28 protein-coding genes, 3 pseudogenes and 1 riboswitch are annotated in these 23,899 nt (G+C 40.5%); of the genes and pseudogenes, 8 read left to right on the top strand and 23 right to left on the bottom strand.

The window, feature by feature from the left end:
* Window positions 1–111 precede the first annotated feature (111 nt).
* From thiD to NKR21_RS06220, 8 genes are all read right to left on the bottom strand, one after another.
* Window positions 112–918 carry a bifunctional hydroxymethylpyrimidine kinase/phosphomethylpyrimidine kinase gene (gene thiD / locus NKR21_RS06255; RefSeq protein WP_012009593.1) on the bottom strand — a complete coding sequence of 269 codons (807 nt, stop codon included), beginning with the start codon at window positions 916–918 and terminating at the stop codon, window positions 112–114.
* A gap of 16 nt (window positions 919–934) precedes the next feature.
* The gene (locus NKR21_RS06250) at window positions 935–1,948 is read right to left on the bottom strand and encodes a thiazole biosynthesis adenylyltransferase ThiF (RefSeq protein WP_144457852.1); all 1,014 of its coding nucleotides are present in this window, start codon (window positions 1,946–1,948) and stop codon (window positions 935–937) included.
* Window positions 1,945–2,712, bottom strand: a complete 768-nt coding sequence (locus tag NKR21_RS06245; RefSeq protein WP_144457854.1) for a thiazole synthase — start codon at window positions 2,710–2,712, stop codon at window positions 1,945–1,947. The genes NKR21_RS06250 and NKR21_RS06245 overlap by 4 nt, the downstream gene beginning before the upstream one ends.
* 4 nt (window positions 2,713–2,716) lie before the next feature.
* Window positions 2,717–2,920, bottom strand: coding sequence for a sulfur carrier protein ThiS (thiS, locus tag NKR21_RS06240; RefSeq protein ID WP_003210896.1), 204 nt, complete (start codon window positions 2,918–2,920; stop codon window positions 2,717–2,719).
* A complete protein-coding gene (gene thiO, locus NKR21_RS06235) occupies window positions 2,917–4,029 on the bottom strand; it encodes a glycine oxidase ThiO (protein ID WP_144457856.1) in 1,113 nt (370 codons plus the stop codon). Before thiO ends, thiS begins: the two co-directional genes overlap by 4 nt.
* Window positions 4,013–4,630: a thiazole tautomerase TenI gene (gene tenI / locus NKR21_RS06230; protein ID WP_041815410.1), complete on the bottom strand. Its 618-nt coding sequence runs from the start codon at window positions 4,628–4,630 to the stop codon at window positions 4,013–4,015. The genes thiO and tenI overlap by 17 nt, the downstream gene beginning before the upstream one ends.
* A complete protein-coding gene (gene tenA, locus NKR21_RS06225; protein ID WP_144457858.1) occupies window positions 4,605–5,315 on the bottom strand; it encodes a thiaminase II in 711 nt (236 codons plus the stop codon). Before tenA ends, tenI begins: the two co-directional genes overlap by 26 nt.
* A 78-nt stretch (window positions 5,316–5,393) precedes the next feature.
* Window positions 5,394–5,503: riboswitch (TPP riboswitch) on the bottom strand.
* A 59-nt stretch (window positions 5,504–5,562) separates the two neighbouring features.
* The gene (locus NKR21_RS06220) at window positions 5,563–7,404 is read right to left on the bottom strand and encodes a monovalent cation:proton antiporter family protein (RefSeq protein ID WP_119124700.1); all 1,842 of its coding nucleotides are present in this window, start codon (window positions 7,402–7,404) and stop codon (window positions 5,563–5,565) included.
* Window positions 7,405–7,566: 162 nt separating this feature from the next.
* On the opposite strand from NKR21_RS06220, the gene prpE reads away from it, so the two are divergent.
* Window positions 7,567–8,310, top strand: coding sequence for a bis(5'-nucleosyl)-tetraphosphatase PrpE (prpE, locus tag NKR21_RS06215; protein ID WP_144457860.1), 744 nt, complete (start codon window positions 7,567–7,569; stop codon window positions 8,308–8,310).
* 42 nt (window positions 8,311–8,352) lie between these two features.
* On the opposite strand, the gene NKR21_RS06210 is transcribed toward prpE, so the two are convergent.
* The 4 genes from NKR21_RS06210 to NKR21_RS06195 form a co-directional block, all read right to left on the bottom strand.
* The gene (locus NKR21_RS06210; protein WP_012009584.1) at window positions 8,353–9,219 is read right to left on the bottom strand and encodes an RluA family pseudouridine synthase; all 867 of its coding nucleotides are present in this window, start codon (window positions 9,217–9,219) and stop codon (window positions 8,353–8,355) included.
* Between the two features lie 44 nt (window positions 9,220–9,263).
* Entirely contained in the window at window positions 9,264–10,064 is an 801-nt protein-coding gene (locus NKR21_RS06205) for an NAD kinase (RefSeq protein ID WP_058014287.1), read from the bottom strand.
* Window positions 10,065–10,129: 65 nt separating this feature from the next.
* Window positions 10,130–10,759, bottom strand: coding sequence for a GTP diphosphokinase (gene yjbM / locus NKR21_RS06200; RefSeq protein ID WP_144457862.1), 630 nt, complete (start codon window positions 10,757–10,759; stop codon window positions 10,130–10,132).
* A 33-nt stretch (window positions 10,760–10,792) separates the two neighbouring features.
* Window positions 10,793–11,158, bottom strand: coding sequence for a UPF0738 family protein (locus NKR21_RS06195; protein WP_041815407.1), 366 nt, complete (start codon window positions 11,156–11,158; stop codon window positions 10,793–10,795).
* Window positions 11,159–11,394: 236 nt separating this feature from the next.
* Here NKR21_RS06195 and NKR21_RS06190 point away from each other — a divergent pair, with 236 nt between their 5' ends.
* The 5 genes from NKR21_RS06190 (at window position 11,395) to NKR21_RS06170 (ending at window position 14,816) form a co-directional block, all read left to right on the top strand.
* Window positions 11,395–11,973: a CYTH domain-containing protein gene (locus NKR21_RS06190; protein ID WP_144457864.1), complete on the top strand. Its 579-nt coding sequence runs from the start codon at window positions 11,395–11,397 to the stop codon at window positions 11,971–11,973.
* Between the two features lie 21 nt (window positions 11,974–11,994).
* Window positions 11,995–12,762: a lytic transglycosylase domain-containing protein gene (locus NKR21_RS06185; RefSeq protein WP_144457866.1), complete on the top strand. Its 768-nt coding sequence runs from the start codon at window positions 11,995–11,997 to the stop codon at window positions 12,760–12,762.
* Between the two features lie 276 nt (window positions 12,763–13,038).
* Window positions 13,039–13,437, top strand: coding sequence for a globin domain-containing protein (locus NKR21_RS06180; protein ID WP_144457868.1), 399 nt, complete (start codon window positions 13,039–13,041; stop codon window positions 13,435–13,437).
* The gene (locus NKR21_RS06175) at window positions 13,434–14,345 is read left to right on the top strand and encodes a ClpXP adapter SpxH family protein (protein ID WP_012009578.1); all 912 of its coding nucleotides are present in this window, start codon (window positions 13,434–13,436) and stop codon (window positions 14,343–14,345) included. The genes NKR21_RS06180 and NKR21_RS06175 overlap by 4 nt, the downstream gene beginning before the upstream one ends.
* Window positions 14,346–14,642: 297 nt before the next feature.
* A complete protein-coding gene (locus NKR21_RS06170) occupies window positions 14,643–14,816 on the top strand; it encodes a hypothetical protein (RefSeq protein ID WP_088003084.1) in 174 nt (57 codons plus the stop codon).
* A 103-nt stretch (window positions 14,817–14,919) separates the two neighbouring features.
* On the opposite strand, the gene pepF is transcribed toward NKR21_RS06170, so the two are convergent.
* The 5 genes and pseudogenes from pepF to NKR21_RS21350 all read right to left on the bottom strand — a co-directional run.
* Window positions 14,920–16,746 (bottom strand): oligoendopeptidase F, encoded by a 1,827-nt coding sequence (pepF, locus tag NKR21_RS06165; protein WP_285855895.1) that lies wholly within the window; start codon window positions 16,744–16,746, stop codon window positions 14,920–14,922.
* A gap of 214 nt (window positions 16,747–16,960) precedes the next feature.
* Entirely contained in the window at window positions 16,961–18,118 is a 1,158-nt protein-coding gene (locus NKR21_RS06160) for a competence protein CoiA family protein (RefSeq protein WP_144457870.1), read from the bottom strand.
* 162 nt (window positions 18,119–18,280) lie between these two features.
* Window positions 18,281–19,801, bottom strand: a complete 1,521-nt coding sequence (gene cls / locus NKR21_RS06155) for a cardiolipin synthase (protein ID WP_144457872.1) — start codon at window positions 19,799–19,801, stop codon at window positions 18,281–18,283.
* Window positions 19,802–19,886: 85 nt separating this feature from the next.
* Complete coding sequence (gene mecA / locus NKR21_RS06150) at window positions 19,887–20,552, bottom strand: adaptor protein MecA (protein WP_012009573.1); 666 nt, start codon at window positions 20,550–20,552, stop codon at window positions 19,887–19,889.
* A pseudogene (locus NKR21_RS21350) lies at window positions 20,519–20,639 on the bottom strand (hypothetical protein); the annotation flags it as partial. The pseudogene NKR21_RS21350 and the gene mecA, both read right to left, overlap by 34 nt.
* Before the next feature lie 394 nt (window positions 20,640–21,033).
* Between NKR21_RS21350 and NKR21_RS06145 the strand changes: the two are divergent.
* A complete protein-coding gene (locus tag NKR21_RS06145) occupies window positions 21,034–21,369 on the top strand; it encodes a YolD-like family protein (RefSeq protein WP_253602493.1) in 336 nt (111 codons plus the stop codon).
* A 31-nt stretch (window positions 21,370–21,400) separates the two neighbouring features.
* On the opposite strand, the gene NKR21_RS06140 is transcribed toward NKR21_RS06145, so the two are convergent.
* A complete protein-coding gene (locus NKR21_RS06140) occupies window positions 21,401–21,901 on the bottom strand; it encodes a hypothetical protein (RefSeq protein ID WP_253602492.1) in 501 nt (166 codons plus the stop codon).
* Between the two features lie 83 nt (window positions 21,902–21,984).
* Between NKR21_RS06140 and NKR21_RS06135 the strand changes: the two genes are divergently transcribed.
* Complete coding sequence (locus tag NKR21_RS06135) at window positions 21,985–22,197, top strand: hypothetical protein (RefSeq protein WP_217012889.1); 213 nt, start codon at window positions 21,985–21,987, stop codon at window positions 22,195–22,197.
* Window positions 22,198–22,208: 11 nt separating this feature from the next.
* Here the strand turns inward: NKR21_RS06135 and NKR21_RS21345 are convergent.
* From NKR21_RS21345 to NKR21_RS06115, 5 genes and pseudogenes are all read right to left on the bottom strand, one after another.
* Window positions 22,209–22,463, bottom strand: a pseudogene (locus NKR21_RS21345) (peptidoglycan-binding domain-containing protein); the annotation flags it as partial.
* A 123-nt stretch (window positions 22,464–22,586) separates the two neighbouring features.
* Window positions 22,587–23,015 (bottom strand): annotated as a pseudogene (locus NKR21_RS21340) (peptidoglycan recognition protein family protein); the annotation flags it as partial.
* A 55-nt stretch (window positions 23,016–23,070) separates the two neighbouring features.
* Window positions 23,071–23,334, bottom strand: a complete 264-nt coding sequence (locus NKR21_RS06125; RefSeq protein WP_144498781.1) for a phage holin — start codon at window positions 23,332–23,334, stop codon at window positions 23,071–23,073.
* Between the two features lie 16 nt (window positions 23,335–23,350).
* A complete protein-coding gene (locus NKR21_RS06120) occupies window positions 23,351–23,629 on the bottom strand; it encodes a hemolysin XhlA family protein (protein ID WP_144498779.1) in 279 nt (92 codons plus the stop codon).
* 68 nt (window positions 23,630–23,697) lie between these two features.
* The gene (locus tag NKR21_RS06115; protein ID WP_144498777.1) at window positions 23,698–23,898 is read right to left on the bottom strand and encodes a hypothetical protein; all 201 of its coding nucleotides are present in this window, start codon (window positions 23,896–23,898) and stop codon (window positions 23,698–23,700) included.
* Window position 23,899 lies beyond the last annotated feature (1 nt).

Raw genomic sequence — 23,899 nt, 5'->3', positions numbered from 1 at the left:
GTACCTGATCATAATATTATCACAGATCATGAGAGAATGACAATTTCCGCTGAAAGAAAGTTTCTTTTTCGTCAAAAAACCGTCCTCTCAAGTGAAGACGGTTCGATTCTTTTATCGTTTGAGCCGGTTTTGCTGATATGCAAAATGGTTGGTAGGTCCGTGTCCAGCTCCAATATTCAAAGGAAATTTGATGGCTTCATGGACAAAGGTTTCTGCTGTGTCAAAAGCCTCCCTCATGGAGTATCCTTTCGCAATTTCAGCTGTTAATGCCGCTGCAAACGTGCAGCCTGTGCCATGGGTATGCGGAGTATCAATATGTTCGTTTGTGACTTCTATAAAGCCCTTTCCATCATACAACAGGTCTGTAATCTTCCCGCCAGATGGACCGTGACCGCCTTTGATCACGACATGTTTCGTACCAAGCTCATATAAACGCTCCGCTGCTAGATAGCGATCTTCTTTTGTCTGAATATGCATGCCTGTCAGTACTTCTGCTTCAGGTAGATTCGGCGTTACGGCATAGCTGACAGGCAGCAAGTGTGTTTTCAACGCTGATACCGCATCTTCATTTAATAAAGAAGCGCCTCCTTTTGCGATCATCACTGGATCGACAATGAGCTTCATGTCATATTGAACCGTTTTATCAGCAACTATCTTGATCATGTCTGCGCTCCACAGCATCCCTGTTTTGACGGCATCTGGCAGTAAATCCTCTGCCACTGCATCAATTTGACTTTCTAACGCCTCGTTTGACAGCGGATATACCCCGTGAACCCCTAATGTGTTTTGTGCAGTAATCGCTGTGATCGCAGACATTCCGAACACACCGAGCTCCTGAAAGGTTTTTAAATCAGCTTGAATGCCTGCTCCGCCGCCAGAATCAGAACCTGCGATTGTGAATGCTTTTTTGATCGTCATTTCTTCACACCTCTCATTAACCAATCCATTGATGATAAATGGTTCTTGCTTTGGCAATATCATTTGTGCCATGGACAAGTGCTCTACCGTCTTTAAACAAGACAAGCTTATATTCACCCTTTTGACAGGAAAGCAAATACGGATTTTCAAGGACATCCATCCCTGCTTTCTTTAATCGAAAAGCCACTTCTTTTAATGACGGCGGAGTTTCGGCTGCACTTCGGATTTGGACCGTATTGCGGCCGCATAGTACATCTGCCTTTGCTCTCTTGTCATAGGATAGAAAAGGATATGTTTTCATTCCGCAACTTGGACATTGTTTTTTCTTTAAGGAGCTGGCTGATCGAATGTCAGAACGCTCATTGCTCCATAAATCAAAGGATCTTAAAATCGGCGTCACTTGATGACCGGTTAAATACTTCAGGGCATCTGCCACTTGATATGATGCGACCTGCTGCACAACTGGACTAATGATACCGGCTGTATCACATGTCATGCCTTGTGCAGGTAAATGTTCAAGCAGGCAGTGTAAACACGGTGTTTCCCCAGGAATGACAGTAAATTGAATACCATAGCTGGCAACGCAAGCTCCATAAAGGAATGGAATTTGATGTTTGACAGCCGCATCATTAGCGATCATTCTCACCTCAAAATTATCCGCTGCATCGACAATAATTGAAGCGCCGCTGACTAGTTCATCAATCTGTTCAGCGGTCACATCGACGACGATTCCTTTGACCTTCACGTCACTATTTATCTGTTTGAGTCTTTTTTCAGCCGCTATGGCCTTTGGCAGCCGATCCTGCACATCTTGCTCTGTGTAAAGCTGTTGACGCTGAAGGTTACTCCATTCAATATAATCTCGATCCAAAATGGTGACAGATCCAACGCCAGCACGAACGAGCATTTCCGCACTAGCTGTTCCAAGCGCTCCTGCGCCAATAATGACGGCCTTTGAGTCATTTAACCGCTTTTGTCCCTCTGTGCCAATTGGCTGAAAGAGCTCTTGGCGTGAATAACGTGTGCTCAAAATGCCGGCATTCCTTCCTGCGGACTGCTTGCTGTCCCGTAGTTTTTCAATGGAATCCGGCCTGCCTCGAAGCCTAGCCTTCCTGATTCAATCGCCAGTTTCATGGCTTTAGCCATCTTCACAGGGTCTTTTGCACCTGAGACAGCTGTGTTCAATAATACAGCGTCAGCCCCTAGCTCCATCGCATAAGCCGCATCCTTTGGAGAGCCTACACCAGCATCAATAATCACCGGTACTTTCGCCTGCTCGATAATAAATGAGAGATTCAGAGGGTTTAGTAAGCCTTGTCCTGAACCAATCGGTGAAGCACCCGGCATAATAGAATGGACACCAAGCTCTTCTAATTTTCTTGCCAGTACCACATCATCCGATGTATAAGGTAGCACAATAAATCCTTCTTCGAGTAACATTTCAGATGCTTTTAACGTTTCGACTGGATCTGGCAGAAGAGACCTTGAGCAGCCAATGACCTCTACCTTGATCATGTCACACAGTCCAGAAGCCTTTGCTAAACGAGCAATACGAACTGCCTCTTCCGCTGTACTTGCACCAGCTGTATTCGGTAGCAGCGTATATTTAGATAAATCAAGCTGCTCCAAAAAATTTGGCTGAGATGCTTCGAAAATGTTCATTCTTCTTACAGCAAAGGTTAATATTTCTGCTTCTGATACGTTCACGGCTTCTTTTTGAACTTCAAATGATGGATACTTCCCAGTACCAAGTAATAATCTAGATGTGAATGTTTTTCCGCCAATGTGTAGCATGTTGTCATCCTCCTCCTACAAAGTGAACGATTTCGATCGTGTCATTAGGTTGAATTTTCACTTGTTGAAACGCTTCTTTATCAATAATTTCTTGGTTCTTTTCTACAATCACTACTCGATTTTCAAGCTGATAGTCCGATAGCAGGTCATAGATCGTTCCATTCTCTTGATCGAAATCAACGATTCTGCCATTCAATTGAATTTTCATACAAATAGTGCCTCCTTTCGGCCAATACGAAATGCGTGAAGCCATTCCTTTTTGACCGGTTTACCTATTATCAGGTTGCGAATGATCTCTCCAGTAATCGGGGCAAGTAAAATACCATTTCTGTAATGCCCTGCGGCAAAAAGGATGCGCTGATCTTCTGGATGTCTACCAATGTAGGGATGCCGGTCATTTGTCGCCGGACGAAGGCCAGCCCAGCACTGATCAATCGGCATCTCCTTGATTGAGGGCATCAGCTGAGAAGCTTTTTGAATGACAGCTTCAATGCCCCCAAGCGTCGGAACAGTTTGCCACTCGTTTGGCTTCATCGTTGCGCCAACGACAAGTTTGCCGCTATCTCGTTGAACGATGTAACAATGATCATGATAAATGGTGTGTTCGAGTGCTGGACCCTGATTCCATACAGACACACATTCTCCTTTTACTGGATAAAGAGAATGAGATAATCCAAGCTCTTCAAAAAAACGGCCAGACCACACACCACTCGCAACAGTCAGGTCATCACATGTGAATGTTCCCACTGTTGTTCTAATCGCTAACGCTTCTTTCTCCCGCTTCACTTCAATCACGGGTGTACACTCTTTCACTTCTGCACCGTACATGACCGCTGCCTGCCAAAATGCCCGGCATACGGCATAAGGTTCAACATGAACATCTTCTTTAATCAAACCTGCTCCTAAGATGTTCTCTGCCATTTGAGGCATGCATTTTTTTACGTTGCCTGCGTCTATCCACTCAAATGTAGACAAATGCTGCATCCGGCAAAGTGCTTGTTTCTCCTCTTCTGTAAAAGCTACTTTCATGATACCGCCCGCTGATGTTCGAATATCAATGCCAGATTCATGCCGTAGATCGACTTTTAACTTCTCGTACAATGCTTGGCTTGCTCTGCCTACTTGAAAAAAAGTATCCTCATAACCCTCTCCTTCAGCATGTGCACCAAGCATTCCAGCAGCCGCACTTGTCGTTTGCTTCCCTACTTCACTCGCTTCAAATAAGACGACCTGCTTTCCTGCTTTTGCAAGGTGATAGGCAATGGACATCCCTATGATTCCACCACCAATGATTGCCACATCATAATGCTTCTTCATAAGGATTCTCCTTTACTTGTTTAGAAAATGCTTGTGCCATTTTGCGCGGCTGATGATGAGTAAAAATTCCAGACATCACCGCTATCCCTTTCACATTCACGTGTCTCAATTCTGGAACGCGCTCAGGTGTCACTCCACCGATCGCTACAACTGGAATAGATAGTAGAGATGTCAGTTCTTTCACAAGCTGTACGCCTCTTGCCTGAAGTCCTGGTTTACAAGTGGTGTCATATACGTGCCCAAATATGACATACTCTGCTCCATTTTTCTCAGCTGCTTTCCCTTCTTCAATCGAATGAACTGAGACGCCCGCATGAAGGTGTGGGAATTTTTCCCGCAGCTCTTTTGGCGAAAAGCTATGACCTGGGAGATGTACACGGTGAATATTAGTGAGTAGCGCAACGTCTACTCTGTCGTTGATAATGAGCTTTTCTTTCGGAACACCTTCTAAAAGGAGACTTTTCACGAGATCAACAAGCTCACTTGCTGTTTTAGACCGTTCCCGGATATGAATAAAATCCACTTCAGATGCAATGGCTATTATTTGTTTGATCAGCTCTTCTGCAGGAAGCGAATCATTTGTCACCGCGTGGAGTTCCATTTGCACCAACCCCATCTAAGCATGCTGTTTGCCACATTTCTTTTTGATACGCCATCTCCCAGAAATGGTATTCGTAATAGCTAGAAATCACAAAATTTTCTTTCATATTGGCCCGCACATGTTCTGGTGCTTTTTCGGCTAGTTCATCAAAGCGGTTGACCTGTTCAAAGACGAGCTCCTTAAACCAATCCCCTCCATATGTCAAAATCCATTCTTGATAAATCGGATGGTCAGGTGTGGTTTGTTTCAGCTTTTCTCCCACCTCATAATAAAGCCAGTAGCACGGCAATAACGCAGCCAATATCTCTTCGAATCGTCCGCTTTTCACAGATCGGTACATGTGAGAGGTATACGCATAAGCAGTGGGAGAAGGCTTAAAGTTCTTGATGGCTTCATCTGATATCTTTAAAAGCTCTGTAAACTTTCTATGCAGCGATAACTCCGCTTCATACGTTCCCTGCGCATGATACGCCATTCTGCCCGTCGTATGTAAGTCCTCACTAATCGCCGCTCCATATGCTTGAACCTTTGCAAAATGAGTTAAATAATATGAATCCTGCATCACGTAATACTTGAAACGATCGAGTGACAGCGTGCCATCTCCAATTCCTTTCACAAAGGGGTGTGTGAAGCTTCCATTCCACCATGTTGCTGCTGCTTCTTTACATTCAGTTGAAAACGTCATGTTTCTCTCCTCCTGTTTTTCCATATAAAAAAGCCACTTTCCGCATGGAAAGTGGCTTGGAATTTGTCAAAAGCATAGTCAAAAACCGCACCACTTCCCTACGCAGGTATGAACCTGTTCAGGTAATGAGGGTCTAAAAGTCAATACTTTTATCTCAGCCCTTTTAAAGGACTCCCCTAGTGGATCAAATATATGATGTTGTACTTCTATCTTAATCAGGAATTGTTCATTGGTCAAGGGTTCATTGTTACTCTAATTGAGCTCTTAGTCCTGCCACATATTCACGAGAGCCCGATACAAGCACACGGTCTCCGCTTCTAAGCGTCGTATCTCCGTGTGGGACTAAACTGTCAATCCCTCTGAAAATACGGACAAAGACCAAATCGCCAGTAAACGGAAATTCCCTCAGCATGACATTGTGATAGCGATGATTGTTCATTTGAATTTGATACAAGGAAGTATCCTCATTTGTTAATAATCGAATCGCATCTGGTGCTTCAATCAAGGCTCTAAGCACCGTTTTAGATGATAGGAAATTAGAAAACGTATCAATTCCTGCTTCCTTCAATTCCAGCTCTGCCTCAGCTTTGTTCACACTCGCAATGACTTGTTTCGCTCCTTCTTCCTTTGCAAATAAAGCAATTTCCTTATTTTTCGTCTCACTGCCAGTTGCGACGACGAGGACATCCTCCTGGCCAACGCCTGCCTTTCGCAGCGTCTCATCATTGTACTCTTCAATCGATTCAACTTCAAAGATGGAGTCTGCAAGCAGCGCTTCTTTATTTTCTTGAAAGACATGCAAAATTCGAATATCATATTCATCCTGATGTAAATCGAGTGTAACAGGTAAGGTCAGCTGATTTGCACCAATAAAGGTCACACGTTTTTTATGGCTCGCAGCTTGTTCTTTTTTAAACAGCGCTTTAAACCAAACCGGCGTTAAAATACTCGTGAGTACCGCGACTAGAATCAGCGCTCCAGACATTTTATGGTCAATGACTCCGAGCCGCTCCCCGATCGTCGCAGCTGCAATGACGAGTGATAACGTCGATGTTAATAAAAAGCCAGAACCGATCACTTTTTTCATGTCATACCATTTTTTCAAATAAAGAATCGGGATGAGCTTACTAATGAGTAAGGCAATAAATAGCAGCGGGATCATGATCATAATGGTTGGGTCTTTGAATAGTGCCCATATATTCAAATCCACTCCGACCATCACAAAGAAGATAGGGATCAAAAATCCGTAGCCAAATGAATCCAGTTGCTGAACAAGCTCTTTATTCGGCGAGAGAAGAGACACGAGTACGCCCGCTAAAAACGCTCCAAGAATATTTTCAGCACCGAGTGATTCAGATAAGGCAACTAAGACTATAATGAGAGTAAAGATCGCCCTTGTCCCAATTTGCACGGTCCCTTTTGACATGGACTGAAAAATTGACTTTGTCTTAAATACGCGACCAAATAAATAAAGAAGGATGCCCGCAGCAAATAATAAGAGCAGAAGCCACATATTCCCTGTACCATCGCCATAAATGGAGGAGAATACAGCAAGTAAAATCATCGTCACCAAATCTGCAATGACAGCGACAAGCAAGATGATTTGACCGATATTTGTCTGCATCAGCTTTTCCTCTTTTAAAGTAGGAACCACAACCCCTAATGAGATCGTCGATATAATGAGCGTCATTAAAAAGGCATTTTGAATAAACCCTGCAAGGACAAACGCATAGGACAGAATAAAAGAAATACTAAATACGCCAAGAAACACAATAGTGGCTGCTTTAAACGTATTTGGTTCCTTTAGACCATTTGGTAGTTCTCGTGCTTTCTTCTTTGACTCAAAAGAAGAAAAATCTATTTCAAGTCCACTTAAAAACATCAGAAAAATAAAACCGAGCATGGATAACGTATCTAACCATGCATCATGCTCAACTACTAGTTGAAGACCGCTTTTTCCAATGATGAGCCCCATGATGATTTCAGCAACAACGACCGGAATGGTCAGCTTAAATCGGTGCAATAAAAGTGGGGTGAAAAAGGCAACAATAATGACGACAACGAGTGATGAAACAGATGTATGCTCCATTGGCTAAAGCCTCCTAACATTGATGTTTAATCTTTTAAGGTTTACGTTAAAGCATTGATTCTAACAATTGCCTAAATGAAAAGAAAGCCATTCGTTATATGTTCTAAAATTCAAACTTCTTTAGCCCCGATGAATGGATGAGAAAAATCAGGAGGAAATCTTATGAAATTTGATATCATTGGTGATATCCACGGCTGCTACGAAGAGCTGCTTACCCTCATACACAAACTAGGATACGAACTCAAACATGGATTACCCGTCCATCCTGATAAGAGAACGCTAGCACTTGTCGGTGATTTAACAGATCGAGGTCCTCAGTCAGTAGATGTCATGCGCTTTGTCATTCATGCCTACTCACATGGCGCGATCCGCTACGTACCTGGCAATCATTGCTTTAAGCTTTATCGCTATTTGAAAGGAAATCCTGTGAAATTACTTCATGGCATCGAAACCACTGTAAATGAAATAAAACAACTGCCGCTTCATGAACAAACGACATTGTCACATGAATTTAAGCAGCTATTTGAGAAGGCTCCGCTTTACGATGTACTTATTCCTAATGAACTGGTGATTGCTCACGCAGCGATGAAGGAAAAGGACATTGGTAGAAAGCCGAACAAACAGATGCGATCCTATTTATTATTTGGCGCAGTCACAGGAGAAACGTGGCCGGATGGACGACCTGTACGGAAGGATTGGGCAAAGGAATATCGCGGGAAACCATGGATTGTCTACGGACATACACCCGTGAAAGAACCGCGATTCGTTGGCAAAACCGTCAACATTGATACAGGCTGTGTATTTGGCCACCGACTATCTGCCCTCAAATATCCTGAGCTTGAAACGATTTCTGTTCCTTCCTCTATGCCTTATGACGATTCAAGGTTTCAGCATTTCACATCATAAAAAAACCCGGTCCTGCGCTTGCAGGTAGCCGGGTTTCTCTATTTAAAGCAGCAATGATTTCATGTCTTCAGGAAGCGGAGCCGAGAATGTCATTTCCTCCCCAGTCATCGGATGAGGAAAGACAAGAGTCTCACTATGCAGTGCCTGCCGGTTCATCCGCTCATTCGTTCCGCCATATAACGTATCTCCGATGAGCGGGTAACCAAGATACTGCATGTGAACACGAATTTGATGGGTTCTCCCCGTTTCAAGTGCTAGTGCTACATCTGACATGTTCAACTCAGTGTCCACTGCTCGTACTGTAAAATGCGTCACAGCTTCCTGTCCAGTATCATCGACCATTCGCTCAATGATACTATCTCCTTTTCGGGCAATTTTTGCTCGAATGGTGCCATGCTTTTCTTTGATCATGCCATGTGTAAACGCTCTGTATGTTCGTTTAACCGCTCCACTTTTCTGCGCTTTTGATAAAAGGCTGTGGGCAAAGCGATGCTTGGCCACAAGCATGACGCCAGATGTATCACGATCAAGACGATTCACCAAATGAACTGTCAGCCGAACAGACTGCTCTGCATAATGGTGCAACAACCCATTTGCAATACTGTGCTCTGGGTGCTCACGGGAAGGAATGGACGGGATATATGGCCTTTTATTCAGCACAAGGACATGCTCATCCTCGAATAAAATATCAAGCGGAATCGGAGCAGGCTTTAGCCCTTCACTCACTTTTTCCTTTGGGAATAAAATAGTGAGCCTGTCTCCATTATGCAGCTTGTATCTCACAGTCACATGCTCTCCATTAATGAGGAGATCACCGCCATCAAATTTAATATCTGTCAGCATTCTTTTCGAAATGCCAAGATCTATTAAATAATCCTTTAAAAGCAGCCCCTCTTCTTTGGCTGTCATGGTTTTGTTTAACGTAAAGTATTCCAGCGAGAACGACCTCTTTCTTATTCTCCTTTTCCGATAAAGGAATCTTGCACCCTTTTCCAAAACGGGAATGGTCTAAATCGGGCAAAACGGACATTCTCGTCTGCTACCCGGCATTGAATGGATTTGACGTCCTTATGAAGCAGCGTCAAATGATCAATGGTTACCTGAAAATCGACATCATTCCTCGGTTTAATGACACAAGTATGATGGTCCGGTAAAATCAGCGGCGAACCGACCGTTCGAAACACTCTGTTGTTGATGGAAGCCATTTCTGCCAGCTGAATGGCTCTAATGGAAGGGTGAATAATAGCGCCCCCAAGTGCTTTATTATAAGCTGTACTGCCAGACGGTGTAGACAGACAAAGACCGTCACCTCTGAATGTTTCAAACAGCTGACCCCTAATTTCAACATCTGCCACTAGTGTCCCTTCCATACTCTTAATCGTACATTCATTCATAGCCAAATATTTCTCTTCTCTGCCGCCGTCGTTGTATCTGACAATGACTTCTAAGATCGGATATTCCACAATGTGATAAGGCGTTTTCGCAATAGCTAAGACGAGTTTTTCAATTTCACTTGGCACCCAGTCAGCATAAAAACCAAGATGACCTGTATGAACACCCACAAAAGCTGTTTCATTCAGGCGGTCACTATAACGGTGAAATGCATAAAGTAGGGTGCCGTCTCCACCAACCGTAATGACAAGATCTGGTTCCTCTTCATTGAGTTCCATCCCAAAATCTAATAAGTAGGTCTGAATTTTATTTTTGAGTGTGTCAGATACAGAATTCCCTTTTGAAGAAACTGCAAATTTCATGAATTCTTCTCCTTTTCCACCTTGCTGCTATGAGAGGGCAGCTTCATATTTGATCAAGCACAGGCTCAGCTATCGTTTTTCTTTTTCCGGGAAAATGCTACTTGTGCTTCTTGAATTTCCCCTCTAATTTCAGACATCTCATCATCAAGAAGAGACGCTGCCTCAGAAGCTCTTTGAAGGCGCAGCTTGACTTTCTCCGGGATATTCCCGCTATATTTATAATTCAGAGAATGCTCAATCGTCGCCCAAAAATTCATCGCAAGTGTACGAATTTGGATTTCGACAAGGAGCTGCTTCTCTCCGTTGATCGTTTGCAGCGGATATAACACAACAAGGTGGTACGAACGGTATCCGCTTTCTTTATGCTCTGCAATATAGTCGCGTTTATCAACAACCACGAAGTCTTTTCGTGACTGGAGCATTTTTTTCACGACTTGTATGTCTTCTACAAACTGGCACATAATGCGAAGCCCAGCAATATCCTGCATCGTTTCAATTTCATGCATTGGGATTTCTTTACGCTTTGCCTTTTCTAATATGCTGGCAACGGGTTTCACTCGGCCTGTGACAAATTCTACTGGTGAATGGTCATCCTCGAATTCATACAGCTTTCGAATGCCTTTTAGTTTCACTTTTAATTCTTCGACTGCTTGTTTATACGGTGCGAGGAATTGATCCCATTGTTTTTTGTCCATGAAACTTCCCCCAATTCCATATACCTAATTATTTCAGAGGAATGTGCTCTTCACTTTCTCTTCCATATCTCCGTAATTGGCATTGTCTTTAATATTGTCGATTAAATAATGTAATTCTTGATGAAGCTGAATGAGTTCTAACGAATGTCCTTCCGCTGCCAAATAGACAGGGATGTCAAGTGTCATTGCTTCTTTTAATGGAGCCCATGTATCTTCCCCTAAGATAAGATATGAAAAGGACTCCTCATTTTCAAGTATGTAAACGAACGCAAAGTGATCAGAATCAACAAGCATTTGTCCTGATGCTTTTGCTTTTTGGATTTGCTCTTCTGACTTGGTCGTCAAAATCAGCCTGTCTTCTTTTAAAGTTGCTTCTGCGATTTCAATTCGGTTTTGCATCATGATCTCCTTTACAACAAAGTACAGCTTTATTTTATCATATCAAGTTCAATATTGATAAACCGAACTTTTGGAGAAAACCCTATTTTCTTCTTATAAATGACTCTTTCACGTCATTACCCTTTGATTTTGGCACAAACGGAAAGAGAAACAATAGATAAAAACAGTCTTTTACATGATAAACATACTTCATGTACAATAATCATATTTCCTCTAAATGAAAGGTTGATGTCAAAATGGCACAGGAAATTGAAATAGAACTAAAGCAATTATTAATGAAAGAAGAATTTGAACAGTTGAAACAACATTTTCAATTGAAGGATTCTGATTTTCATACGCAAACCAACTATTACTTTGATACACCCCAATTTGATATAAAATCTCAATTCGCTGCATTAAGAATGAGAGAAAAAAACGGTCAGTGGGTTCTCACGTTAAAGGAACCACACGAAATAGGCTTGCTCGAAACCCACCAAACGATCGCTCCTCCTTCAAACCTTGATGATTTTCAGTTGCCAAAAGGTGAAGTGGCTGACAGGCTAGACCATTTGAACATTCAAAAGGATCAAATTGTGTATTTTGGTTCACTTGAAACGTCGAGAGCTGAAAAAATGATCAAAGAAGGCTTAATTGTTTTGGATCACAGCCGATATTTAACAGTAGAGGACTACGAACTTGAATTTGAAGTGAGCGACCTAGAAATCGGACAAACCGCATTCTCCGTATTGCTCCAACAATTTCAAATCCCTGTTCGAAACACGAAAAACAAAGTCGTACGTTTTTATGATGAGAAAATGAAAACACAGAATAGATGAATTCCTTGAAGGAGGAACATGATGAACGTCAATCAACTTCAATCCTTTATGCAGCTCCAAGCGCTTAAAACGTTACAATCAGACCCTGGACAAACGCAAATGCAGGGCGGCCAAGAATCGAATGCACAGGCCTCATTTCAGTCGCTGTTGCAAGATTTTTTAGGCGGATCAGAATTATCACGCCTCCCGCTATCCATTTCTGCATTTATGGGAACGGACCCATCAACGGCTCCGAACACACAATATGCACGTACAAATCCATACTTATCTGCTATTGCTGGCGGAGAAGAGCTTCAAGCTCAACCTTCATATGCGAATGACGCTCAATTAAATACAGCGAATGGGATTGGAAATGTCTTAAACAACAGCTACACGTCGCCCCTTCAAAAGGCTGTTTCAAGCGGCTCATCTTCAAAAGAAATTAATCAAATTGTGTCACAAATGGCACAAAAACATGGTGTTCCAGAAAAACTGATTCATGCGGTGATCAAGCAAGAATCTGGCTATCGTACGAATGCAGTGAGCCATGCAGGCGCACTTGGCCTTATGCAGCTTATGCCATCTACAGCTAAGTCACTTGGCGTGAATAATGCCTTTGATGCGGCCCAAAACATTGAAGGCGGGACGAAGTATATAAAACAAATGCTTCAAAAATATAATGGAAATGTCTCACTCGCCTTAGCTGCTTACAATGCAGGCGCAGGAAATGTTGATAAATACGGCGGCATTCCACCATTTAAAGAAACACAAAATTATGTAAAGAAAATCACAGCACAATATTTCGCTTAAACCGAAGAGAATAACCTCTTCGGTTTTTTGTATGTCGCTTTTCACCCTTTTTTGACTGAATGTGTTATGATATGTTCAATTGATCACGGAACCCGCCTCTCCCCTTATTTCCAATAGACCAAAGCGGTTTGTTTGTGGAATTGAGTTGAGGTTGTTAAAATAAGTATACAAGAATAGAAACAATAAAATAGAACAAACTGATTATCACTTTTGAAATAAATGAATTTGCAATAGGGTGTGTCATCCTATTAACTACGAGTAAAAGGAGTAGTCAACATGGTACAATCGTTTAACGCACCTTACGAAGCGGTTGGAGAGGAACTTCTATCGCAACTTGTTGATACTTTTTATGAAAATGTAAAGTGTCATCCTTTGCTTCATCCTATTTTCCCGGATGACTTAAAAGAAACAGCAAGAAAACAAAAACAGTTTTTAACACAATATTTAGGCGGACCCCCGCTTTATACAGAGGAGCATGGCCACCCTATGCTACGGGCGAGACATCTCCCTTTTCCGATTACTGAGGAGCGGGCTGACGCATGGCTTGAATCCATGGAGGATGCAATGGATCAAGTAGGATTAACCGGCGATATTCGTGACTTTTTATTTGAGCGGCTTTCTTTAACGGCTCGTCATATGGTCAATCAAACACCTGAAAAGGATGGACGATCTTGAGCTGCAATACGCATGATCAATATTTCTCACACTGTCACGGACATCCTCAAAAGCCGATTGAAATCTATGTATTCATTGACCCTCTAAGTCCAGACTGCTGGTTATTAGAGCCATCTATCAAAAAATTAAAAATGAAGTACGGCCGTTTTTTCACATTACGAACAGTGACAAGTTCTAGTATTAATGCATTGAATCGAAAACGAAAAAAGCATTTACTGACCGAAGCATGGGGGAAATTTGCGACCAAAACTCAGACCAAAAAAGAACAAATGCTGTCTGAACAAATTGTAACTTCACCTTATCTCGCCTCGCTTGCATTAAAAGCGGCTGAACTTCAAGGCAGAAAATGCGGAATGAAATTTCTGCGTCTCATTCAAGAATCACTTTTTTGCCATCAGCAAGATGTCACAAGTGAACACGTACTACTAGAAAATGCGAAAAGCGCTGGACTAGACATCGAGGAATTCCAGCGCGATATTCATTCTCAAAGTGCTGTCAAAGCATTAAAATGTGATATGAAAATTGCCGCTGAAATGGACGTGTCTGAACTACCGACCTTTGCCTTTTTTAATACAGTAAACGGAGATGAAGGATTAAAAATTTCAGGTGCGTACTCTTATGATGTATACGAGGAAATCCTTTTTGAAATGATTGGTGAAAAACCAACCCCTTCAGAACGACCTCCAATTGAATGGTTTATTGCTTACTTTCAATTTGCATCTGCTAAAGAAATTGCGGTCGTTTATGACCTGACACTTGAAGAAGTTGAACGAGAAATGAAAAAGCTGGCTTTCGCTAAAAAAGTCGAACGTGTACAAGTGCATCAAGAAATGTTTTGGCGCTATAAAGAAGATGATCATCATTCAGATCTTGATGTCTATCGTTGTGAGAATGAACATGGGTGCTGACCCATGTTTTTTCTTTACCTCTAAAAAGGAACGTTTGTTCTTTTTGAAACCACGAAGAAACCGCGCCGGGATAAGCGCGGTTTCACTATGTCTTAACGACAACAAAGGGGATGGGAGAAATTTTTCACGGTCAAACAAAGGGGTAATGTTTGTATGTGATTAATTTCACATCTGTAGTATATCAAATTTTGTCGACTTATGACAACAGATATACTATATGTTCATATTTTTGTCACAAAACATAAGAGGGTTGTCACTTTCATATAGTGAAAGTAACGAAAAAATGGAGGGATCTGCATGCGTAGCACAACCATTGGACTTGTTTCCATTGGCTTCTGTTTCTTTTTAAACATATTAGGCTTAATGAAAATGCTTCCTCTTTATCTCACATCACCACTCTTATTTGCTGCAATCCTTTTTACACTTTATCGAATGAACCACAGGAAGACCTTTAAGGGATTTAAAGGTTGATGATAAGGAGCGGCCTCTACATACGAAGAGGTCTATTCTTATGATAAAAAAACTCCTGTCAAAAGATGAGTTTACACTCACACGTCTGACAGAAGTCTTTTCATTACTCACCTGTTTTAGAGATGAGCTCTTCCATTTCTTTTAATTTTTCTTCGAACAATTGACATGCTGCTTCAATTGGTTCTTTGGAAGCCATATCAACACCTGCTTTTTTCAGCACATTAATTGGGTAATCAGAGCTTCCTGCTTTAAGGAAGTCTGTGTAGCGCTCCACCGCAGGTTTTCCTTCTTCTAAGATTTGCTTGCTTAATGCCTGTGCAGCACTATAGCCTGTTGCATATTGATAGACATAATAGTTGTAGTAGAAGTGAGGGATTCTCGTCCATTCTAATCCGATTTCTTTATCCACAACCATGCCGTCTCCAAAATACTTCTTATTCAGGTCGTAATAAAGGTTCGTCATGAATTCTGGCGTTAAAGCCTCTCCTTCTTGTGCTTTCACATGAATCAGATGCTCAAACTCAGCAAACATCGTCTGTCTGAACACCGTTCCTCTAAATCCTTCTAACAAGTGATTTAGCACATACAAACGCTGCTTTTTATCATCTAGATGATTCAACAAATATTCACCTAGTAACGCCTCGTTTGTCGTGGAAGCTACTTCAGCTACAAAGATGCTGTAGTTTCCATACGGATATGGCTGGTGCTTTCTTGTATAGTAGCTGTGGACAGAATGTCCAAATTCATGAGCCAGTGTAAATAAATTATCAATATTATTTTGCCAGTTCATGAGGATATATGGATTTGTGCCATAGCTTCCAGATGAATACGCACCGCTACGTTTCCCTTTATTCTCATAAACGTCTACCCAGCGATTATTGAGCCCCTCTTTTAATACAGAGACATACTCTTCTCCTAATGGCGCTAACCCTTTTAGCATATAATCCTTTGCTTCATCGTAGGTTAGCTTCATTCCAGCATCTTTTACAAGTGGCGTATACAAGTCATAATTGTGCACTTCATCAAGCTTTAACACCTTTTTACGTAATTCAATATAACGGTGTAGTAACGGTAAATATTGATGAACGGTATCAATAAGATTGTCATATACTTCTTCTGGAATACTGTTTCGAGATAGTGCTGATTCTCTTGCCGATTTATAATTTCGAACTTTTGCATAAAAATTATCCTTTTTAATCGAGCCACTCAGTGTCGAAGCAAGCGTGTTTTTATACTGATCGTACGTTTTATACACAGCTTTAAAGGCATTCTTTCTCACTTCACGGTCATCACTATTTAAAAATGTAATAAAGTTGCCGTGGGTAATTTTCTTTTCTTCCCCATTTTCATCCTTTACAGAAGGGAACGATATATCAGCATTGTTAAACATACTAAAAGTAGTAGATGAAGTTGAGAGAGGTTCAGATGCCTCAGCTAATAAGGCCTCTTGCTCCTCACTTAGGATATGCGGACGTTCTTTATTAATTTCTTCAAGAGCATGAGAATACAGTTTTAATTCTTCTTTTTCCAAGATAAACTGCTGCAATTTATCTTCTTGAATCGATAAAATCTCTGGAACAATATAAGCAGAGGTACTAGAGAGCTGTGTAAATAAATTCGATGCTTTATCATTCAGCGCTTGAAATGATGAGTTCGTTGTATCCTCATCGTATTTCATATGCGCATATGTATAAAGCTTACCAAGCTTTTCAGAAAGCTGATCCTGAAAGGTTAGGGCTTCATACAGTACATCAGCAGAATGAGCGAGCTTGCCTTTAAATTGGGCGAGCTTAGGAATTTCTTTTTTGACCGCTTCAAATTCCTTATTCCATGCATCGACGCTTTCAAAAATATCTTCAAGTCGCCATTTGTTTTCTTCTTTTACTTCGCTTCTGTCCGGTAAATGGTTGTTATTGCTTTCTGAAGTCATATGAATCCCCCTTGCATAAGTTGTGTTGAACCAACCTTTCGGAAAGTGAAAGAAATTGGTGTTGTATTTATCTTCTTTGTTTTGAACTATATTTGTCAAATCATATGCAGAAATAAATACCAAACAGACTAAAAAAATGAGAAAAAAGCGTTTCTTTCTATTCAATCGCAGCACCACCTTTTTCTTATCATGATCAAAGTGGGCATGAAACATGCTAATGAAATAAGAAAGCATCTCGTTTGAACGCATCTACTGTTTGTATCGGCTTTTGATTTGATGCTACTTCATAATTACCCTCTTTCGTCATGCGCAAAAACCCTTGTCTGACAAGCGCATGAACATATGATGTGATGACCTCCTTTATTTCTTCTATTGAAACATCGCCATAACGAAGCTTTACTTCTTTCATCTCGATACACCGCTTGATTTCTTTCATCAGCAGTTGAATCGTCACTGGACTGCTTCCTTTTTTTCTTATCATCCAATCATATAGACACCCCTGCCACACATAAACAGGGCTTGCAAAGATGTACGCTTCGCGTAGTGGGATAAATAATTCAGCCGGCAAAAAAGGGAAAGCTGTTTGATGATGCTCATAAAAAACGTCTCTTAATCGTTTACTTTCATTTGATAAAATACGAGGTGGCCGCTGCCTAAATTGCTGTATACATCTTAGCCATTGTGTAGAGACTTGGCGCTTGCTTGAGGGCTGCGATAAGATATCTGAAAATTGGCGATATGCTGTTGGCGATCTGACAGTCATAGCGGCACATATTTTTGTTGGTTGAAATACAAGGAATTGAGCAAGATGGATGAATTGATTCTGTAGCGGACAGTAAAAAATCAGACTCCCTTTCTGTGATTCTCTCAACATTCCCCAATGAATCGAGGAGAAGGAAAAGAGCTGGGCAGATTTTCGCTTTAAACGATTTGCTCCTATGATCCATATAGGGAAGTGGCCTGCTTGACGGAGTCCTGCTGTCCTTTTACGGAGCTCTTGCCGTGAAATATTTGAGCATTGATATTCGATTGCATAGCTTGTTCCTCCAATAGAGACGGCCACGTCAGGACGTTGATGAACCTTTGACACATACTTTTCAAGCACCGGTTTATGCCCAAGCCGCTGAAGCCAATTCATAATGGATTCTTTTCCCGCTTGATGATAAGCCGTTTCGCCTGAGGCTAGTGGACATGCAGTGAGCTGTTTATGTGCAAAATGATAGACACGTTGTTCACCAAGCTTTAATTGCACTTCTTCCCTGCATTCTGGGCAGTAAAACTTGCACGTCGCCCTGACATGCTCCAGCCGGTTTTTAGATAAAAGATGTGTAATACGAATAAGCTTTCCATTATCCATAATCGCTGTATTCATTCAGCTCGCCCCTTAGTCTTTGATGACCGTATTATAGCTTTTTCGTCTAAAAGAGAGCGAATAGGCAAAATGATCTTTTGTTGTGTGAAAATATAATTTTACTGATGTTTTCTTGAGGAAAACGAAAAAACCCCCTTGATAAAAAGGGGGACAATACAATCTTTATAGTAATGGCGATAATAATCTTGCTGTTGATTCAAAGAGTCTGACCCTTAACGGTCTCTTTGCAAATTCTTCTGGGACAATCTCGTGAGACTGCTCTAAATCACCTAAGAAGTCGTTTACAAGCTTCTCAGTGCTTTTCGTTTTATAGAGGAAGGCATTTACTTCAAAATTCAAATGAAAGCTTCTCATATCCATATTGGCCGTTCCTATTGAAGCCAACTCGCTATCCACAATGATAAATTTACTATGCATAAAGCCTTGATCATATTCATACACCTTTGCACCTGCTTCTAAAAGCTCAGGGAAGTATGAACGGGACGCATGGAAGACGATCCGTTTATCTGGATTTTTCGGTGCAATAATCCGTACGTCTACTCCGCTTAATGCAGCAATTTTCAGTGCAGACAAAATATCATCATCCGGCACAAAATATGGCGAAGCGATCCAAATAGACTTTTTGGCAGAGATAATCATGGAGAAAAAGAGATTTTTAATGACTTCCCACTGTTTATCAGGACCACCAGCGATCATTTGTACACCTTCTGTTGTGCTTTCAAGATGACTGAAATCTTTAAAGTAGTCCACACCTGCACATCTTTCATTCGTCATATAGTACCAATCCTGCATGAAAATCTGCTGCAAATCACGAACAGCTTCACCTTTAATCATCAAATGGGTGTCACGCCAAAATCCATATTGTCTGCTTCTGCCCAGATATTCGTCTCCAATGTTCAGCCCACCAACAAACCCAACTTCTCCATCAATCACGACAATTTTTCGGTGATTTCGGAAATTGATTTTATTATTTAACAGAGGTAGTCTCACAGGTAAAAATGGAACGATCTGAACGCCAGCCTTTTCGAGGTCAGCAATATATTGACGAGAGAGCTTTAAACTTCCTACATCGTCATATAAAAAGCGGACAATCACGCCGTTTTTCGCTTTATCAATGAGAATATCTTTTAATTCTTGTCCAAGGTCATCGTGGCGGAGAATATAATATTCCAGATGAATATGATGTGTCGCTTTTTTGATTTCGTCAAATATGTGAGAGAATGTTTCTTCTCCATTCGTCAGGACTTTAGAGGACGTGCGGTACGTAATAGGGGTATGTCCAAGTCTGTGGGCCAGCTTAAATAAGAGCTGCTGATAATCGCCCATATGCGTCATCTTCTCAATCGCTTCTCTATGAATATGCTCATCTTCCTGGATTAACTGTTCGTCTAGAATCGCTTTCTTTTCAAACAGCCTTCGCTTTTTGATATTGCGTCCAAAGAAAATGTAGAACAAAAAACCGAATAACGGAAAGCTGCCAAGCAGGACAAGCCACGTTATCGTTTGAGATGGATTTCGGTTTTCCAAGAATATGACAAACCCGATGAAGATAATTGATAAAGTGAATAGAACACTGACAGAACTTAATACACTTACCGCCAAATCACCGGCAATTAATTGAATGACTAAATAAGCACCTATCGTAATGATAAGAAAAAATAGAACTTTGACTAAATTTCTCATTTCATTTTCTCCTTGCCGTTCTCTTTATTTACCTATTCATTCAGATAAAAAAGCCGATTCCTCTATAGAAATCGACTTTTGTTGGTTACGAGAAGTGCTGTTGAATCGTTTCAAGGGCATTTCCTTCGATAATCAGCTGACCGTATTCTTTCAGTCTGTAAATGCTGACCACTGATTCATGAGCATATTCAAGCAAAATGCTGAGCTTATTCTCCACTTGCTCATCTGACAAATCCTCGTGGAAGTCAACATATAGATAATAACGGTTTTCAAACGAATATAAACTTGTGGTAAAATCCTGCATATTTAATTGAGAAAGTGCAATCAAATCTTCAAAGTCATCCATTTTCAACACAAATTGAAGTTGAAGTTTTTTGTCCTTCTCATTATGGTCTTCTTGATCCTGCTCTTCTTTTTGAAAATCATCAAGTAGTGCGTCTAGACTTTCTTCATCTGTTTGATCTTTTTTATCTTCTGGAATCGGCAATTCGAGCTTTTGTCCATCTTTAGAAAGTTGGGCTTTCGTCACGACAATTTCAAGACCTTTGTCAAGTGCCTGCACTTGAATCCAAAGTGGTCCCTCAACTGCAAATTCTTCTTCTTCGTGCACTTCGTCCATTACTTCCCAAAACAGCTCTTCACTGCGTTCGCGATTATACCAAATCTCTTCACGGTCAAATCCGCGGTCTTCAATATCACCGTAGGAAATATAAAATTTTACTGTATGTTCATTAATTCTTTCGATTTCCATTTTGCCAACCTTCCCTTCTATATAAGATGTTGAAGGGACATACAAGCTCCCAATTAATAGTACTTTACTACACTTTACCCGTTCCGTCTACATGTTAACCTTTTAAAGAATTGAGGTATTGCTTCGTACTGTCTATTTTATGATATATATTGTTTTCGTGCAATTTTAAGACCTTTCTTTTCCTTAAGAAAGCACCAAATTGAATTATCTTTTTACGCCAAGATAGATCATGCATTTTCACATTTGAACGCAACTTTTGTTATTTTCGTGTTATTTTTTCAAAAAAGATAACAAAATAACAAAAAAGAACTGTCTTTCGCAAGACAGTCGCACTTGTGAGTAATATAAGAAGAAGTTAATCATTGAAATATACGAATTTTTATAACACCTGTTTCCGCAGGTTAAACCGTATACTTTTATTATACACCACACTTAGACACCGAACAAATATTCGTTTATAATCTCTAATGAGGTGTATGAAATGTGGAATACAGAAAAAGATCAAAACCGTTGGAAGATGAAATTCATCTTGCCAGAACATAATGAGGCTTTAAGACAGCTGCATCTTGCAAAACATAAGATTGAGCGGCCAGTTTTAAGCCCGGAACAGATTGAGGGATTTGAATACACCATTGCAACCGCAATGAGTGAGGACATGCCCCTCAATTTTGAGTTATTCGATAATGGGTTTGTCAGAGAAATTTCGGGGCGGGTTGTATACGTTGATCACATAAAGAAACTGTTTCATGTAAAAGATAACCGTTCTGATACAAACTTAATAAAATTTGCAGATATACTAAATGTAAAGACAAATTAAAAAGCCCCTCCAAACGGAAGGGCTTTTTAATTTAAAACAAGAAGAAGTTAATTGCATAGTAGACACCATCAGCAATAATTTGAGCTGATCCACCACCAATTTTTGGTTTTAAAGCTTTATAGAGCTTATTTTTAATCATATTTGCAGTAACATCAGGTAAATTAGCGATTTCTTCTATTTTTTTAGCTATGAAATTGGAATTCTCTTTAAATGCTTTAGCAGCTTTTCCATCAGCTTTTCTTAAAACAAGGTTAGCCGCTTTACCTCCGTACCTTACTCCCTCAGCTACTAATTCAGCCGCCAGCTTTACTAAGTATCCTCTAAAAGCTTGAGTTTGGATAATAGGATCTTCTATTTCTGTTTCATCCGCTAAACTCTTTAATGACTGTAATTTCACTTGAATCTGCTGTGATGCCATAGTCTCATGATCCTTATTAGGAGTTGCGGCTCTTGATACAGTCGGCAACAACGTTGATACTAATAGTAAAGTTGCTAACGAAATAATAAGTAACTTAGATATAAATTTATTCATTTTACCACCACCCTTCTCATGTGGTATTATATACCATATTTATAAATAATTGTATATTAAATTCAATGAAAAGGATGATTAGCATGAGAAAAATCTATAATTATATGAATAGAGAGCAGAAGCAACACGCAATAAAGTTGCTGCATGAAGATATAAAAGAATTGAAAAAGGAACAATCACAAGAAGAAGAAAAAGGGTATCCTGGGGTAATTAAGGCAGCTATTGAAGAAACAATTGAAAGATACAAAAAAGATATAGAATTTCTTGAAAATGATTTAAAAAATGAGCAGGCATAACGCCTGCTTTTTTATTTTAATAGCTTTTCGAGAGCGGCTTTTGTCTTCGGTCCATATATGCCGTCAGCAGCAAGACCATGCATGAGTTGGAACCGCTTGACCGCATCCGCTGTTTTCGGTCCGTAATAGCCATCAACGCCGTTATTTTTTGCGCCTTTGTCTGGGTAGTAGTAAACCGCCGCTAGGGCTTTCTGTACTGCTTTTACACCTGCCCCTCTCGTTAATGGCTTGGTTACTTTTAAAGTGCCAGAAGGCAGATTGTATGTCTTTTTAGCAGGCTTCGAAGCTGGTTTTTTGGATGGTGCTGGTGGTGCCTTCGTTGGTTTTGTAATTGTTTGCTTTACTGTACCAGCTAAAACCGCCTTATAATCAAAGACAGGACACGCTTTCCAAGAATAGCCCGGAAACTCATTATGACCTCTTGTTCTTTTGTAGTTCGGCATATCTTTCTTCAATGCCGTTACTAAAGCCCGGAAACTTGTTTCCTGTGCTGCTGTCGGCTTTTCACTTCTGAAATCGCCCACAAGACAAATGCCGATAGCAAAGCGGTTTGAGTTACCTACATGATAAGATTTGATTCCTAGATCATGATTCCATTCAATTGTACCGTCTTTGAGAATGACAAAATGATAAGCTACACCCGGCCAACCATTAGTGCCTACATGATAGTTTGCAAAAGCTGCGCTGTTTCCCGATGTTGTTAAGCTATGATGAACCGCGATGTCCGTTTTTGCATTGACACCTACATTTGAATAGCTCCCGTTTCTTTTTGTTTTTCCTCGAAGATCAACCAGCTTGCTTAATTGTCTAAAATTCATTTGTGTTCTCCCCATTCGTTTAATGGAATTTAAAAAAGCCACCCGAAGGCAGCTTCTATTTTGTTAATCCTTTTTGTTTCAAGACTTCCTTTTGTTGCTTACCTTTTGAAGTCACATAGTTGTTTTTGAACCATGTGATTAGCGTCATAATCGTTGTAAAGAGTGTTGAGAAAGCAACATATAAAACGTTCGCTAAATTGTTTACAGACTCTTCATCCAATGGTAAAGGCGTTTTACCAAACATCACTAAAAACTGATTAATCAATGCAACTAAAAGAAGCACTGATCTAACCACAGTGCCTTTGTCTAAATTCTTCATATTCAATTCCCCATTTCTATTTTTGTAAGAATGTGAATGCAAGGGCAATCACACCACCAATTATCCCTGTAGAAAAAGCGGTGATAATTGCGCCAGTGATTGTACGCTTAATCCATGTTGTATTTTCTTCAATCTTGTTGAGTTGATTGTTTAGACTTTGAATTTGCTGATCATGTTTATCGTGTTTTCTCTCAAGAGAGTTGACACGTTGTTCCAATGTCTTTTGGCTCGACTTTAAATCTAATATGTCTTGTTGCAAGATGTTCATGTTGTTTACCTCCGTCACCTCTGACATCAGTAAGCCCCCCGTCCTATTTCAAGTTTCCTCACCTCCTTTCCTTAAAGAAGGCAAAATAAAAACGCCTATTCAGCGTGGTTTGAATCGTTTTGTTTTAATTTAAGTAATTCCTCTTTCAGCTGCTTGTTTTCATTGTCGCAAACTGTAAATTGTGCTCTTACTTCTGCAAGCTCTAAATGCGCTTTTGTTAGTTGCTCCGATAAAGCCATTGATTTATAAAAAAACAACTCTTCTTTTTCTGTAAGTTGTTGTTGTTTCTGTTCCATC

The sequence above is a fragment of the Bacillus sp. 1735sda2 genome (assembly GCF_024159245.1).
Lineage (GTDB): Bacteria > Bacillota > Bacilli > Bacillales > Bacillaceae > Bacillus > Bacillus pumilus_O.
The sequence above is the reverse complement of the archived record's forward strand: the minus strand, read 5'-3'. Positions and strand labels throughout refer to the sequence as shown.

Excerpts from the sequence above, each read along its gene's own strand:
- thiD (WP_012009593.1), bottom strand. The coding sequence starts at position 918 with ATGACGATCAAAAAAGCATTCACAATCGCAGGTTCTGATTCTGGCGGC.
- NKR21_RS06245 (WP_144457854.1), bottom strand. The coding sequence starts at position 2,712 with ATGCTACACATTGGCGGAAAAACATTCACATCTAGATTATTACTTGGT.
- thiS (WP_003210896.1), bottom strand. The coding sequence starts at position 2,920 with ATGAAAATTCAATTGAATGGCAGAATCGTTGATTTCGATCAAGAGAAT.
- thiO (WP_144457856.1), bottom strand. The coding sequence starts at position 4,029 with ATGAAGAAGCATTATGATGTGGCAATCATTGGTGGTGGAATCATAGGG.
- tenI (WP_041815410.1), bottom strand. The coding sequence starts at position 4,630 with ATGGAACTCCACGCGGTGACAAATGATTCGCTTCCTGCAGAAGAGCTG.
- tenA (WP_144457858.1), bottom strand. The coding sequence starts at position 5,315 with ATGACGTTTTCAACTGAATGTAAAGAAGCAGCAGCAACATGGTGGAAT.
- NKR21_RS06220 (WP_119124700.1), bottom strand. The coding sequence starts at position 7,404 with ATGGAGCATACATCTGTTTCATCACTCGTTGTCGTCATTATTGTTGCC.
- prpE (WP_144457860.1), top strand. The coding sequence starts at position 7,567 with ATGAAATTTGATATCATTGGTGATATCCACGGCTGCTACGAAGAGCTG.
- NKR21_RS06210 (WP_012009584.1), bottom strand. The coding sequence starts at position 9,219 with ATGACAGCCAAAGAAGAGGGGCTGCTTTTAAAGGATTATTTAATAGAT.
- NKR21_RS06205 (WP_058014287.1), bottom strand. The coding sequence starts at position 10,064 with ATGAAATTTGCAGTTTCTTCAAAAGGGAATTCTGTATCTGACACACTC.
- yjbM (WP_144457862.1), bottom strand. The coding sequence starts at position 10,759 with ATGGACAAAAAACAATGGGATCAATTCCTCGCACCGTATAAACAAGCA.
- NKR21_RS06195 (WP_041815407.1), bottom strand. The coding sequence starts at position 11,158 with ATGCAAAACCGAATTGAAATCGCAGAAGCAACTTTAAAAGAAGACAGG.
- NKR21_RS06190 (WP_144457864.1), top strand. The coding sequence starts at position 11,395 with ATGGCACAGGAAATTGAAATAGAACTAAAGCAATTATTAATGAAAGAA.
- NKR21_RS06185 (WP_144457866.1), top strand. The coding sequence starts at position 11,995 with ATGAACGTCAATCAACTTCAATCCTTTATGCAGCTCCAAGCGCTTAAA.
- NKR21_RS06180 (WP_144457868.1), top strand. The coding sequence starts at position 13,039 with ATGGTACAATCGTTTAACGCACCTTACGAAGCGGTTGGAGAGGAACTT.
- NKR21_RS06170 (WP_088003084.1), top strand. The coding sequence starts at position 14,643 with ATGCGTAGCACAACCATTGGACTTGTTTCCATTGGCTTCTGTTTCTTT.
- pepF (WP_285855895.1), bottom strand. The coding sequence starts at position 16,746 with ATGACTTCAGAAAGCAATAACAACCATTTACCGGACAGAAGCGAAGTA.
- NKR21_RS06160 (WP_144457870.1), bottom strand. The coding sequence starts at position 18,118 with ATGAATACAGCGATTATGGATAATGGAAAGCTTATTCGTATTACACAT.
- cls (WP_144457872.1), bottom strand. The coding sequence starts at position 19,801 with ATGAGAAATTTAGTCAAAGTTCTATTTTTTCTTATCATTACGATAGGT.
- mecA (WP_012009573.1), bottom strand. The coding sequence starts at position 20,552 with ATGGAAATCGAAAGAATTAATGAACATACAGTAAAATTTTATATTTCC.
- NKR21_RS06145 (WP_253602493.1), top strand. The coding sequence starts at position 21,034 with ATGTGGAATACAGAAAAAGATCAAAACCGTTGGAAGATGAAATTCATC.
- NKR21_RS06140 (WP_253602492.1), bottom strand. The coding sequence starts at position 21,901 with ATGAATAAATTTATATCTAAGTTACTTATTATTTCGTTAGCAACTTTA.
- NKR21_RS06135 (WP_217012889.1), top strand. The coding sequence starts at position 21,985 with ATGAGAAAAATCTATAATTATATGAATAGAGAGCAGAAGCAACACGCA.
- NKR21_RS06125 (WP_144498781.1), bottom strand. The coding sequence starts at position 23,334 with ATGAAGAATTTAGACAAAGGCACTGTGGTTAGATCAGTGCTTCTTTTA.
- NKR21_RS06120 (WP_144498779.1), bottom strand. The coding sequence starts at position 23,629 with ATGTCAGAGGTGACGGAGGTAAACAACATGAACATCTTGCAACAAGAC.
- NKR21_RS06115 (WP_144498777.1), bottom strand. The coding sequence starts at position 23,898 with ATGGAACAGAAACAACAACAACTTACAGAAAAAGAAGAGTTGTTTTTT.